This is a genomic window from Stenotrophomonas sp. 96582_Sma, assembly GCF_056480905.1.
Map to the genome: position 1 here is coordinate 3,945,844 of NZ_CM151122.1, position 13,549 is coordinate 3,959,392.

Here is a 13,549-nt window from a genome sequence, read left to right on the forward strand (position 1 = left end):
AAGGCCGGCGTGCGCCGGCCTTTCCCTTCCTGCTTCGCGAGGCTGCTTACAGCGCCTTGGCCGCTTCCACCACGTGGGCGGTGGTGATGCCGAAGTGCTTGTACAGCTGGTCGGCCGGGGCCGAGGCACCGAAGGTGTCGATACCAATCACCGCACCGTCCAGGCCGACGAACTGGCGCCAGAAACCGGTGACGCCGGCTTCCACCGCAACGCGTTTGCGCACGGCGTTCGGCAGCACCGATTCACGGTAGGCCGCATCCTGGCGCAGGAACACGTCGGTGGACGGCATCGAGACCACGCGGGTCTTGAGGCCAGCTGCATCCAGCTGGGCCTTGGCTTCGGTGGCCAGCGAAACTTCTGAACCGGTGGCGATCAGGATCACGTCCGGGGTACCGGCGGCATCGGCCAGCACGTAGCCACCGCGCTCGATCTGGGCGATCTGCTCGGCGTCGCGCGGCTGGTGCGGCAGGTTCTGGCGGCTGAACACCAGGCAGCTCGGGCCATCCTGACGGGTGATCGCAGCCTTCCAGCTCACAGCCGACTCGACCGCATCGCACGGACGCCACACGTCGTTGTTCGGGATGTAGCGCAGCGAGGCCAGGTGCTCCACCGGCTGGTGGGTCGGGCCGTCTTCGCCCAGGCCGATAGAGTCGTGGGTGTAGACGTGGATGGCGTGGGCCGGGATCAGCGCGCTCATGCGCACGCCGTTGCGGGCGTAATCGCTGAACACCAGGAAGGTGGCGTCGAACGGAATGAAGCCGCCGTGCAGGGCCAGGCCGTTGGCAATGGCGGTCATGCCGAACTCGCGCACGCCGTAGTACACGTAGTTGGCGTTGGCGTCGTCGCTGGCAACCGACTTGCTGCCCTTCCACAGGGTCAGGTTGGAGTGCGCCAGGTCGGCCGAGCCGCCGACGATTTCCGGCAGCAGCGGGGCGTAGGCTTCGATGGCCAGCTGCGAGGCCTTGCGCGAAGCGATCGTCGGGCCTTCAGCGGCCACCTGGGCGATGTAGGCATCGGCCTTGGCAACGAAGTCGGCCGGCAGCTCGCCGTGCGAACGGCGGGTCAGCTCGGACGCTTCAGCCGGGTACTGGCTGGCGTACTTGTCGAACAGCTGTTCCCACTCGGCCTGGCGCAGGGTGCCAGCGCCATTGGCGCGCCAGCCGTCGTAGATCGCCTGCGGGATCTCGAACGGACCGTATTCCCAGCCCAGCTGCTTGCGGGTGGCTTCCAGCTCGTCCTTGCCCAGCGGAGCGCCGTGGCTGGATTCCTTGCCCGCCTTGTTCGGCGAACCGAAACCAATGGTGGTGCGGCAGCAGATCAGGGTCGGCTTGTCGCTCTGCGACAGCGCGGCCTCGATGCCGGCCTTGATGCTTTCCGGGTCGTGGCCATCGACATCGCGCACGACGTTCCAGCCATAGGCCTCGAAACGCTCCGGGGTATTGTCGGTGAACCAGCCCTCGACGTTGCCGTCGATGGAGATGTGGTTGTTGTCCCAGAAGCAGACCAGCTTGTGCAGGCCCCAGGTGCCGGCCAGCGACGCCGCTTCATGCGACACGCCTTCCATCAGGCAGCCATCGCCCATGAACACCCAGGTGCGGTGGTCGACCACTTCCAGTTCCGGGCGGTTGAAGCGCTGTGCCAGCAGCTTCTCGGCCAGGGCGAAGCCCACGGCATTGGCGAAACCCTGGCCCAGCGGGCCGGTGGTGGTTTCCACGCCCGGGGTCTCGTGGCGTTCCGGGTGGCCGGCGGTGTGGCTGCCCAGCTGGCGGAACAGCTTCAGCTGCTCGATCGGCAGGTCGTAACCGCTCAGGTGCAGCAGCGCGTACTGCAGCATCGAACCGTGGCCGTTGGACAGCACGAAACGGTCGCGGTTGAACCAGTGCGGGTTGCTCGGGTTATGGCGGAGATAGTCGTTCCAGAGGACTTCGGCGATGTCGGCCATGCCCATGGGCATGCCGGGGTGGCCGGACTTTGCGGTTTCAACCGCATCGGCGGCAAGGAAGCGGATGGCGTTGGCCAACTGGCGACGGGTAGGCTGCGTCATGGTTCTGTCGGAATCGGGAGGCGGCCGCGGACGTGCGGGCGGCCTATTGTCCCATAGTCGCCGGGCGGGGGGTCGGTTCACCTTGCCCGGTCGTGCCGGCCGCTGGCCGGCAGTTGCGCAGAATTCAATGAAGATCATGAAGTTGCCGGCCAGCGGCCGGCACTACCCCGCCCCCGGAGTTCGGGGGCTGCGCCATAGGCGCCGGGGTGTGGAGGCCGGTAAGGGGGGCCCGCGATTCGCATCGCGAAACGTGGGAGCGGCAGCGCGCATGCGATGACGCGTACCCGGCCAGCGGCCGGCACTACCCGCCCCCGGAGTTCGGGGGCTGCGCCATAGGCGCCGGGGTGTGGAGGCCGGTAAGGGGGGCCCGCGATTCGCATCGCGAAACGTGGGAGCGGCAGCGCGCATGCGATGACGCGTACCCGGCCAGCGGCCGGCACTACCCGTCCCCGGAGTCCCGGTACGGGAATCCGGACTCAGTCCTGCTGCGGGCCCAGCGCCGGGCCATCGTGCGACTCACCCTTGGCCACCAGGGTGGTAAGGGCCAGGTCGCCGGTCACGTTCAGCGCGGTACGGCACATGTCCAGGAAGTGGTTCACGCCCAGGATCAGGCCGATGCCCAGCGGGTTCACGCCCACCATCGCGCAGATCATCGCCACCACCGGCAGCGAGCCTGACGGCACGCCGGCCGTGCCGATGCCACCGAGGATGCAGACCGCCATCACCATGATCTGCTGGCCGATGCTCAGGTCCACGCCGAAGAACTGGGCCAGGAAGATCACCGTCACGCCCTCGAACAGCGCGGTGCCGTTCTGGTTGGCGGTGGCGCCCACGGTCAGCACGAAGCGCGACACGCGCTGCGGCAGGCCCATCTGGTCGGCCACGCGCAGCGCGGTCGGCAGGGTGGCGTTGCTGGAGGCGGTGGAGAACGCCATCACCGTCGCTTCCTGGGTATCGCGGAAGAACGACAGCGGCGAACGACCGGACAGCCATACGGCCGTGCCGTAGCTCACCACCATGTGCAGGCCGAGTGCCAGCACCACCACGCCCACGTAGGCGCCGAGGCGGATGATCAGCTCGAAGCCGAACAGCGCGGCCAGGTTGAACATGAAGCAGGCCACCGCATACGGGGCCAGGCGGATGACCAGGTTGATCAGGGTCATCGAAATTTCGAACACGCCTTCGATGGCGCGGCGCAGCGGCGCGACCTTCTCGTTGTCGGTCAGCACCATGCCGATGCCGAACATCAGCGCGAAGAACATCAGCGACAGGATCGCGCCGTTGTCAGACGCGGCCTGCAGCACGTTGCTCGGCACGATCGACAGCAGCATGTCCATGCCCTTCGGCGTGCCATGGATGCCCGCGACAATCTCCTTGCTGCGCTCGGCGTTCTCCGACAGCATCATCGCAGCGACCTGCGGGTCGACGCCGACACCCGGCTTGAGCAGGTTCACCAGCACCAGCCCGATGCCCACGGCAATGCCGGACAGCAGCACGGTATAGGCCAGGGTCTTCCAACCGATGCGGCCAAGGGCGCGGATGTCGCCCATCTCCGACACACCCATGATCAGCGCCGAGAAGATCAGCGGCACGATCAGCATGAAGATCAGGTTGAGGAACAGGCCCGAAGCCGGGGTGGTGATGTAGTCCATTACCCACTTGGCACCGGCCTGCAGACCATCGACGCTGCCGCCCAGGGCGTGCACGATCAGTCCCAGGATCAGGCCGATCGCAAAGCCGATGCCCATCTTCCAATGCAGGGGCAACTTCTTCTTGTCGGCAGCAGCTGCTGTCATGCGCGGGTTTCCTCGAAAAATGAATGCACTCTAACAAAGCGCGCAAGCGGCGCCGGTTCAGGTTCGCCGCGGCGGATACAGCGGCGCCAGGCCAGTGTCAGCGGTGCCGGCAGCCGCCGACCAGTGCGGTCCGTCACGGAAGGCCTCGCGCAAGCGCGCACGCAGCGACGCCAGGTCGCCCTGCCCACCCCAGCGCGCCTGCTGCAGGTCCTGCAGCACCTGGCGCTGGGCGGCATCCTCAAGCCGCGCGATGACCTGCTCGATACGTTCGACACCGGCCATCGCACACAGCTGCGCTTCCACCTGATCAAACCCTTCACCATCCAACGCGCGGCGCAGTTCGGCCACGCCGGCACGTCCAGTCGCCACAGCCGGCACAGCGCCCTTGGCCGCCACGGGTGCCGCCACGCGCGGGCGACGGCCTCGCTGCCAGCCCCACAACAGCGTCAACAGCCACAGCAACGCCAGGCCGATGGCGGCGCCCATCCACGGCCACGGACGCTCGGACAAACCACTGGCGCGCGGATCGGTCGCCGCGATACGGCTGTCCTGGCCATCGCCATCCGGCAGCGCCGCATCGGTGTCGATCGGCGGCAGCGGTGCAGGTGACGCACTGCCAGCCCCGCTACCGGCCACCACGGCCAGCGTCAGGTCCGGCAGCTTCGCTTCCTGTGCCTTGCCATTGCGCACGTCCCACCACGGCAGGCGCGGCCCCGGCACCACCAGCGAACCCGGCTGGCGCGGCACGATCGAATAGCGGCGGGTGATCTTCAGCCGCGGCGTACTGCCATTGAAGGTCTCTTCGTACTGCGCAGGTTCTGCGAACACCTGCGCGGCGTTGCCGAGGTCGGGCACCGGCAGATCGGTGAACTGCGCGCGGGTAGCGCCTTCGGCAATCGCCTCCACCACCACGTTGGCCGCCTCGCCGGTACGGGCGCTGGTCGGTGCACTGGTGTAGCGCAGCTGCAGGCCCTGCAGCGGCAGCCATGGCTGCGGCGCCTGTGCCGGTTGCGCCTGCACCTGCAACGTGCGGTCCGCGCCAGTGGCATTCATGCGCCCGTCGCCGCCGCCGAAGAAATCGTCGAAGAAGCCACCGGCACTGCGCCCGCTGAAGCGCGCACCGGCCAGCCGAAGTGCACCGCTGCGCTCGGGGATCAGCAGGAAGCGCCGCTCGACCACGTTGTAGCGGCGGCCGTTGACCTGTCGCACATCGGTGCGGTCATCGCCCACCCGCTGCAACGACGCGCCGGCCGGTGTATCCAGCACCAGTTCGCCGGAGGCCAGCTGCGAAGCGAAATACAACCGCACCACCACGCCTACGCTCTGCTGCACATACGGTGTCTCGTCATCGACAGCGGTTTCGATGAACGCCACCGCATTGCTGTCGGGACCTGCCACGGCAGCGGCATCCACCTGCAGGGTCAACGGTGCGGTACGTACGCTGCCCACCTGCAGGCCCGGCACCACCAGTGCACCGCTACGCCGTGGCGTGAGTGCCACGCCATACAGATTGCGCTGCTGCATGCTGCCATTGCTCCACGCTACCTGGCGGCTGCTGGTCTGCCCGCTGAGGTCGAAGTCGGTGCGCAACGGTGTGAAGTCAGGGGCGCCCTGGTCGCTCTCGACATTGAGCGTGACCGTGTCGCCCATCGCGATGCGGTCGCGGTCCAGCCACGCACGCGGCTGCGCCCAGGCCAGCAGCGGCAGCCACAGCAGCAGTGCCGCCAGTACCTGTCGGGGCCAGTGCCCGTGCATGTTGATCGCCCGCGTCATCGCCCTTCCCTCTTCCTGCGTTCGTTTTCCAGCTGGAACTTGGCCCGCAGCAATGCGCCTGGATCATCCGGCACGCGCCGCATCCACGCCTCCACCGCCTGCTGCTCCTCGCGTTGGCGTGGGGTGGTGCCGTCGCTGCCTGGCACGGGCTTGCCATCCTGATCGCCTTTGCCCTCACGTGCCTGCTGCATGGCCTGCTGCATGCGCTGGCGCTGCTGCTCATCAGCCTGGGCCTGCGCTTTGGCATCCTCCACCTGTGGTGGCGCCTGCTGTCCATCGCGGCCGCGCTCGCCGGGCTGCGGGCTCGACTGGTTCTTGTCGTCACCGGGATTGGGCTGGCCCTGCTGACCCGACTGCGGCTGTCCCTGACCGGGATTCTGCTGGCCCTGCTGCGGCTGCTGGCCCTGCGGATTCTGCTGGCCCTGTGAATCGTTCTGCTGCTTCTGCTGCCCGTTCTGCGGTGGCTTCTGCTGATCCTGGCCTTTGCCACCCGACTGCTTGCGCTTGCGCGCGGCATCGACCACGGCACGGTTGGCGACCGCATCGGCCATGCCGGGATGCAGTGCCAGCGCGCGGTCGTAGGCGGCAATGGCTTCGTCGTAGTTGCCCTCGCGGGCCAGTGTATTGGCCAGGTTGTACCAGCCCGCATCGCTGTCGATCCCCTCGAACTGCTTGCGGGCACTGGCGAAATCACCGTTGCGGTAAGCCTGCGCACCTTCGGCCAGACGCTGGTGCTGCACCTGGTCGGCGCGCTTCCACAGCGTGCCCTGCGCCGGCGGTGCGGCCGGCACCGCAGGCGCCTGCGCCTGCACATCACTCATCCATGGCAGCAGGCCCACCGCCAGCACCGCCGCCAGCAGCGCGCGGCGACGGAAAGCGAGCAGCGCCAGCAGCATCACCGGTGGCAGCAGCCAGAACCCTTCATCACGCCATTGCTTGCCCTCGCCGGGCCGCTGCGCTGCAGTACCTTCGCGTGCATCAAGTACGCCCAGCGCACGCAGGTCACTGTCATCGGTGGCGATGCGGGCATAGCGGCCTCCGCCTGCGGTCGCCACCGCACGCAGGCTGCCTTCATCCAGCGCGGCCTGGCGGATCTGCCCAGTGCCATCCCGGTACGCCGCACCGGCAGATGTGCCCAGCCCCAGTACCGACACCTGCATGCCGAGGCTGCGCGCCTGCGCTGCGGCCAGTGCCGCTTCATCATCCGCCTGATCGCTGACCAGCAGGATCTGCCCCCGCAATGCCCCGATCTGGCGCATCAACCGCGTCGCCCAGTCGATGCCACGGTCGGCGCGTTGTCCGTCGCGCGGCATCACATCCGGCGACAGCGCGTCCAGATACAGCGCGACGTTGCTGCCGTCATCGGTCAGCGGTGCCACGGTGTAGGCATCCTCGGCATAGACCACCAGGCCCACCTGGCCACCCTGGCGGGCACGCAGCAGCTCGCCCACTTTCGCCCGAGCCTGCAGCAGGCGCGACGGCGGCAGATCGGTGGCATTGATCCGGCTGGACAGATCCAGCACGACCAGCAGCGGTGCGCTGGCCTGGAACATCGGTTGTGCCTGCTGCCGCCAACTCGGCCCGGCCATGGCCAGCGCTGCCAGGGTCCAGCCCAGCAGCACGGCCCAGGGCAGGCGTGCACGGCGGCGCGTGCCCGCAGCCAGCAGATGCGGCAACAGGTGGGCATCCACCGCTGTTCGCCACACATCGCTGCGCCGCTGCCGATACAACGCCACCACGATGATCAGCGGCAGCGCCAGCAACGCCCACAGCCATTCCGAGCGCAGGAAGTGCAGCGCGTTCCAGTCAGGAAGATTCGAAGCCAACGCGATCATCGACGGCGCTCCGGCCACAGCCAGGCCAATGCGCCCAGCAGCAAGGCCAGGCTCAGCGGCCATGCATAGCGTTCCTCGCGCGGTCGCAGGCTTGGCCCCTTCGCGGCGATCGGCTCCAGCCGGTCCAGTTCGGCGTAGATGCCGGCCAGCTGTGCAGTGTCGCGGGCGCGGAAGAACTGGCCGCCGGTCATGCTCGCGATCTTCTTCAAGGTAGCCTCGTCGACCGGATCCTGGTCGGCGGAAATGGGAATGCCGAACAGGCGCATGCTGCCATCGCCGCCAAAGGCGACGGTGTGGATACGCACGCCTTCGGCACGCGCGACTTCGGCGGCACGCAGCGGTTCCAGCACGCCGGCATTGCTGACGCCGTCGGTCAACAGAATCAGCACGCGCTGGCCTTCAGGCTGGCTGCGCAGGCGCTTCACCGCCAGGCCGATGGCATCACCGATGGCGGTCTCGCGCCCGGCCAGGCCGACCACGCTGTCGCGCAGCTGGTCGCGCACGCTGGCCAGATCGGCCGTAAGCGGCGTCAGCGTGTAGGCGCGGTCGCCGAAGATCAGCAGGCCGATGCGATCACCGGCACGACGATCAAGGAAATCGGCCAGCACGGCCTTGGCCGCGGTCAGGCGATCCACCGCCTGCCCGCCCAGCACCATGTCGCCCTCGCCCATGCTGCCGGACACGTCCATCGCCAGCATCATCTGCCGGCCCTCCTGCGGCGGCGTGATCGCTTCACCCAACTGTTGCGGGCGAGCCAGTGCGACGCACAGCGCGCACCAACCCAGCCACAACAGCAGCGTGCGCAGCCACGACACGTCAACGCGGCCGCCACCGGACAGCGCTTCCAGTTCCGTCGCCGCATAGGGCACCCGCAGCGCAGCGCCGGGATCGGCACGACGCTTCCACCAGCGCATCAGCAACGGCAACGGCAGCGCCAGCAGGGCCAACGGCCACGCCAGCTGCAGGTCCGGCCATGGCCAGTAACTTGCCAGCAGATTCATCGGCGCCGCTCCAGCAGCATGGCCAGATAGCGCTCGCGCGCCCAGCTGCGCAGCGCCGCCACATCGTTGGCGTCCACCCGTGGACGATAGGCGCCTTCCGCCAGCAGACTGCGACGTGCCGCGGGCAGCGTGCCTTTCGGATCCACGCGCTGCCACCAGGCGTCATCGCGCAGGGATTCACTGCCGGGCTGCGCCTGGCGTGCGGCGCGACGCAGCAGTCCTGCGATCGCCGCCAGTTCCGCAGCAGCATCGGCGGTGGATGCCAGCTCCTGATCGAACAGCTGCAACCAGCGTTGGCGGCGACGGCGACGCCGCCACCAGAAGAAGGCCGCCACCACCAGCAACAGCAGCACCACGCCGCCGATCATCAGATAGCCCGGTGCCGGCGGCCACCATGATGGAGCGGGTGGCACCTGCACATCGCGCAGCGGCAGGTTCGCGCTCATGCCGGCACCTCGGTCGGGGATGGCGCCAGCCAGGCATCACTGGGCGCGTCGGTGGACAGCACCTGCACATCGACGCGGCGCGCTCCCAGCTGGCGCCGCAGGTCCTGCAGCGGTTCAACGAAATGCGCCTGCCAATGGGCCTGGACCTCGCTGCGGCGCAGGTCGAGGCCGATGCGCTGCTGCAGGGTCTGGAACTGCAGCGCGGCTGACGGAGGCTGCAGTTCCAATGGATCCACCAGCAGCACCAGACTGAGGTCGTGGTGCTGGGCCAGCGCACTCCAGCGCGCCGGCGGAATACGGATGGCCTGCTGCGGATCGGCCAGCACCAGCACACGTGCACCCGGGCGCAGGACGCGACCGGCATGGTCCAGCGCACGTTCCAGGCCAAGGTCATCGGCCGGGGGCTGCGCATACCAGCGGGTGAGCGCGTCCAGCACGCGCAATACGCCGCGCGGGCCGCCTGCCGGTGCAATCGGTGGTTCACGGTCGCTGCCACGCAGGGCGCCGATGCGATCGCCACGACGCTGCGCCGACCACGCGGCGACGGCGCCCGCGCGTGCAGCCTGCACCGATTTGAAGCGCACGCGGGTGCCGAAGTACAGGGCCGGCGAGGTATCGGCCACGATCAGGCTGACCCGCTCGCGCTCGGCCTGGAACAGCTTGGTGTGGGCACGTCCGGTACGCGCGGTCACCCGCCAGTCGATATGCCGTGCATCATCACCGGCCACGTACTCGCGTGACTCGGCATATTCCATGCCACGCCCGCGCAGCGGCGACGGCGCCTGCCCGGCGTTGCCGGCGCGGCCACGGCGTGGCGGCGGCGGTCGCTGTGCAAGGCGGCGCAGCGCCACCAGTTCGGACAGTTGCGGGCGCAGCCCGTCACCGTCACTGACGGAGGAGGCGTGGTGCAGGGATGGATCGGTCATGCGCAGGCTCAGGGTGCCGGCACCCGGGCCAGCAGCTCCTGCACCAGGCGCTCACCATCCCAGCCTTCAGCGGTGGCTTCGTAGCTGGGCAGCACGCGATGGCGCAGCACGTCGGCAGCAACCGCACGCACGTCATCGGGGGTGACGAAATCGCGGCCGGCCAGCCAGGCGCGCGCGCGCGCGCAGCGTTCCAGCGCGATGGAACCGCGCGGGCTGGCGCCCCATGCAATGCGGCGGCCAAGGCCAGCGTCATAGCGCGACGGATCACGCGAGGCCAGCACCAGCTCGATCAGGTAGCGTTCCAGCGCCGGCGCCATGTGCAGGTCCAGCACTTCGCGGCGGGCATCGAACACATCCTGCATCGGCAGCTTTTCCGGCGCTTGTGCGGCTTCGCCCAACGCACCACGGGCGCGCTCGCGAGCCAGGCGCAGGATCTCCGATTCGGCGGCCTGGTCCGGGTAGCCGATGCGCACATGCATCAGGAAACGGTCCAACTGCGCTTCCGGCAGCGGGAAGGTGCCTTCCTGCTCGATCGGGTTCTGCGTGGCCATCACCAGGAACAGCGGCGGCAGCGCGTAGGTGTGGCGGCCCACGGTGACCTGGCGCTCGCCCATCGCTTCCAGCAGTGCCGACTGCACCTTGGCCGGCGCGCGGTTGATTTCGTCGGCCAGCAGGATCGGATGGAAGATCGGGCCGGGTACGAATTCGAAGCGCCCTTCCTGCGGGCGCCAGATTTCGGTGCCGGTCAGGTCGGCCGGCAGCAGGTCCGGGGTGAACTGCACGCGGGCGAAGTCGGCCTCCAGGCGCGAGGCCAGCGCGCGGATCGCCGTGGTCTTGGCCAGGCCCGGAGCGCCTTCCACCAGCAGGTGGCCATCGGCCAGCAGCGCGATCAGCAGGCGTTCGACCAGCGCGGCCTGGCCGACGATCTCGGCCGACAATGCGTCGCGCAGCTGGCTGAAAGTGGCATGCAGGCGGGAAGTGGCCGGCGCGGACGGCGGCGAGACGGTTTCGGGCATCGGCGGTGGCAGGTTCATGGGGGCCTTTGACCGGCGCGGGACGGCACGGGTTCCCGACATCATCGCAGGGTGCCCTGCGAATGGCATCAAGAACGGCTGAACGACCCATCCACGCATGGCGTGGATCTACTGGCGGAAACGCAGAAGGGCCGCGCAGGGCGGCCCTTCTGCGTTTCGCGGAGGCGCGGGCTCAGTTCTGCTTGGCCACGCGCAGCACCTTCGGGGTCACGAACACCAGCAGCTCGGCCTTGTCCTTGTTGCGGCCGCGCTTCTTGAACAGGTTGCCCAGGAACGGCACGTCGCCCAGGAACGGCACCTTGCTGATGCTGCTGCGGTCGGTGAACTCGTACACACCACCGATGACCACGGTCTGCCCATCCTCGACCAGCACCGCGGTGTTGACCTCACGGCGGTTGATCGACGGTACCGTGCCGTAGCCCTGCAGTTCGATCAGGCGGTCAACTTCGTCCTTCTTCACCTGCATGTTGAGGAACACGCGGTTGTCGTTGGTGATGGTCGGGGTCACCCGCAGTTCCAGCACCACTTCCTTGAACTGCACGTTCGGGGTGGAACCGGCGCCACCGGCAGCACCGGTGCCGCTGATGGTGACGTAGCCGATTTCCTTGCCCTGCTTGATCATCGCCTCGCGCTGGTTGGTGGTGACCACGCGCGGGTTGGAGATCACCTCACCCCGCGATTCTTCCTGCATGGCCGACAGCTCCACGTCCAGCAGGTAGCCTGCGTTGAGGATCGACAGCGCCAGCGAACCCGGATTGCTGGCCGTAGCCACCGGCAGGTTCCAGTTCAGGCCACGCTTGATGGTCGGGCCGCTGGGAATCGGCGCCGGGCCGACGCTGCCACCGGCCTGCCACTCACGGACCGCCTTGGCGTTGGCCAGTGCGGTATCGACCTGCGACTTGCGGGTTTCCTCGTTGGCAGCGAGGCTGCCGCTGAAGTACACGTTGTCGCGGCTGCCGCTGATGCCGAACTTCGCACCCAGCTCGCGGGCGAAGGTGTCGGTCGCGATGACGATGCGGCTTTCGATCAGCACCTGGTCGACCGGGCGGTCGATCACACTGATCAGCTCACGCATGCGCGCGATCTTCTTCGGAATGTCGCTGATCATCAGCGTGTTGGTGCGCTCGTCGGCGACGATGCGGCCCCGCCCGGACAGGAAGCCACTCTCCTCCTGCGACGAGCCGCCACCACCGCCATTGCCGCCACCACTGCCGCCACCGATGCCCTTGGCCTCGGTCAGCGCTTTGAAGATCTGCGTGGCGCTGTGGTAGTTGATCTGGACGTAATCGGTGACCAGGTCTTCGCGGTTCTCGATGGCGATGCGCGCGTCTTCCTTCTCCTGCTCGAACTTGGCCAGCTCAGCCTGCGGAGCGACCCAGATCACGCTGCCATCGCGACGCTTGTCCAGGCCCTTGGCACGCAGCACGATGTCCAGCGCCTGGTCCCACGGCACGTTGACCAGGCGCAGGGTCACATTGCCCTGCACCGAATCGGAGGCCACCACGTTGAGATTGGATTCCTCGGCGATCAGCTGCAGCACGGTGCGCACCGGCACGTCCTGGAAGTTGAAGGTCACCGGCTTGCCGGTGAAACCACGCTGGCCGACGGCCTTGGCAGCCTGGGTGACGCTGCCGGCGGTGACTGCACCGACGGCGGCCGGCGCCTGCCGCGGGCTGATCTCCACCACGTACTCGTTGCCACTCTGGTAGGCCAGCGACTCCACCGCGCCACCGGTGCTCAGCACCAGCTGGGTACCGGCACCGGACGGCTTGGCGTCGATGCGCTGCACCGGCGTGGCGAAGTCGATGACGTTCATCGGCTTCTGCAGGTTGGCCGGCAGTCGGGCGTTACCGACATCGACCACCACGCTGTTGCCCTGCGTACGCAGGTCCGGAACCGCGCCCTGGCCGTCGAACTGGACGATCAGGCGCCCGGCGCCATCATCGCCGCGCTTGAAATCGATTTTGGCCACCGACAGGCCGGCCGGCGCTGCCGCCGGTGCCACGGTGGCGCCCACCGGCTTTTCCGCCGGTGCGGCGGCCAGCGCCGGAGCGCAGGCCAGCATCAGCGCGACTCCCAACGCGCTGACACGGTTCAAGGTAGAGCGCCGGATGGGACGCAGCCCCTTGGCTTGGTGAAAGGTCATCGTGCTATCCCCAGTAAACGATCATTGATCTTCAAGCGAGAGCGTTGCCGGCCGTTCCAGCCAGCCACCCGCGCCATCCGGCACCAGTTCGATCAGCTCCACGTGGTCTTCGAAGACCGCCGTGACCCGCCCGTCGCTCTGCCCCAGGTAGCCGCCCGGGCGTACCCGGTAGGTCACCTTGTCCGGCCCCATCACCAGCGCCACGGTGGCGGCTCCGGTGCCGATGGTGCCGACCATGTCCAGTGCGTCCAGCGGGAAGCCTTCCAGCGGCTCCTTGCGCCGGTTCGGATCCGGACGCAATCCGCCATTCCCCTGCTGCGGATTGGTCCAGGCATCGGTGAACGGATCGCGCAGACCCTGTGCGGAGTATTCGAAGGTTTCGAACTGCTGCATCACCGGCAGCGGCTCCAGCGGCTGTGCCGGTCGCGCACGCTCGCCTTCCACCCACTTTTCAAGATTCGGTGCATCACCCGGCGTGCTGGTCACATCGCGGCCGCACGCGGCCAGCATCAGCACGACGGCAGCCATCCCACAACGCGCAAAGAGGG

Annotated in this window: 10 protein-coding genes; all 10 read right to left on the reverse strand. The window is 68.2% G+C overall.

The genetic code is table 11. The features are described from left to right. Positions 1–46: 46 nt before the first annotated feature. Positions 47–2,044: a transketolase gene (tkt, locus tag ACZK2R_RS18450; RefSeq protein WP_049461813.1), complete on the reverse strand. Its 1,998-nt coding sequence runs from the start codon at positions 2,042–2,044 to the stop codon at positions 47–49. Positions 2,045–2,520: 476 nt separating this feature from the next. After that, positions 2,521–3,840 (reverse strand): dicarboxylate/amino acid:cation symporter, encoded by a 1,320-nt coding sequence (locus tag ACZK2R_RS18455; RefSeq protein WP_032127858.1) that lies wholly within the window; start codon positions 3,838–3,840, stop codon positions 2,521–2,523. Positions 3,841–3,897: 57 nt separating this feature from the next. Next, on the reverse strand, positions 3,898–5,613 hold the full coding sequence (locus ACZK2R_RS18460) for a BatD family protein (RefSeq protein ID WP_180838618.1): 1,716 nt from the start codon (positions 5,611–5,613) through the stop codon (positions 3,898–3,900). After that, positions 5,610–7,448 (reverse strand): VWA domain-containing protein, encoded by a 1,839-nt coding sequence (locus tag ACZK2R_RS18465; RefSeq protein ID WP_180838623.1) that lies wholly within the window; start codon positions 7,446–7,448, stop codon positions 5,610–5,612. Before ACZK2R_RS18465 ends, ACZK2R_RS18460 begins: the two co-directional genes overlap by 4 nt. Beyond that, on the reverse strand, positions 7,445–8,449 hold the full coding sequence (locus ACZK2R_RS18470) for a vWA domain-containing protein (protein ID WP_180838617.1): 1,005 nt from the start codon (positions 8,447–8,449) through the stop codon (positions 7,445–7,447). Before ACZK2R_RS18470 ends, ACZK2R_RS18465 begins: the two co-directional genes overlap by 4 nt. Continuing rightward, a complete protein-coding gene (locus ACZK2R_RS18475) occupies positions 8,446–8,895 on the reverse strand; it encodes a DUF4381 family protein (RefSeq protein ID WP_180838616.1) in 450 nt (149 codons plus the stop codon). Before ACZK2R_RS18475 ends, ACZK2R_RS18470 begins: the two co-directional genes overlap by 4 nt. Further along, positions 8,892–9,821 carry a DUF58 domain-containing protein gene (locus tag ACZK2R_RS18480; RefSeq protein WP_049422629.1) on the reverse strand — a complete coding sequence of 310 codons (930 nt, stop codon included), beginning with the start codon at positions 9,819–9,821 and terminating at the stop codon, positions 8,892–8,894. Before ACZK2R_RS18480 ends, ACZK2R_RS18475 begins: the two co-directional genes overlap by 4 nt. Before the next feature lie 8 nt (positions 9,822–9,829). Next, positions 9,830–10,855, reverse strand: coding sequence for an AAA family ATPase (locus tag ACZK2R_RS18485; RefSeq protein WP_125894113.1), 1,026 nt, complete (start codon positions 10,853–10,855; stop codon positions 9,830–9,832). 172 nt (positions 10,856–11,027) lie between these two features. Then, positions 11,028–13,001, reverse strand: a complete 1,974-nt coding sequence (locus ACZK2R_RS18490) for a type IV pilus secretin PilQ (RefSeq protein WP_180838615.1) — start codon at positions 12,999–13,001, stop codon at positions 11,028–11,030. Positions 13,002–13,022: 21 nt separating this feature from the next. Then, positions 13,023–13,529, reverse strand: a complete 507-nt coding sequence (locus tag ACZK2R_RS18495; protein ID WP_010484064.1) for a pilus assembly protein PilP — start codon at positions 13,527–13,529, stop codon at positions 13,023–13,025. Positions 13,530–13,549: the final 20 nt, after the last annotated feature.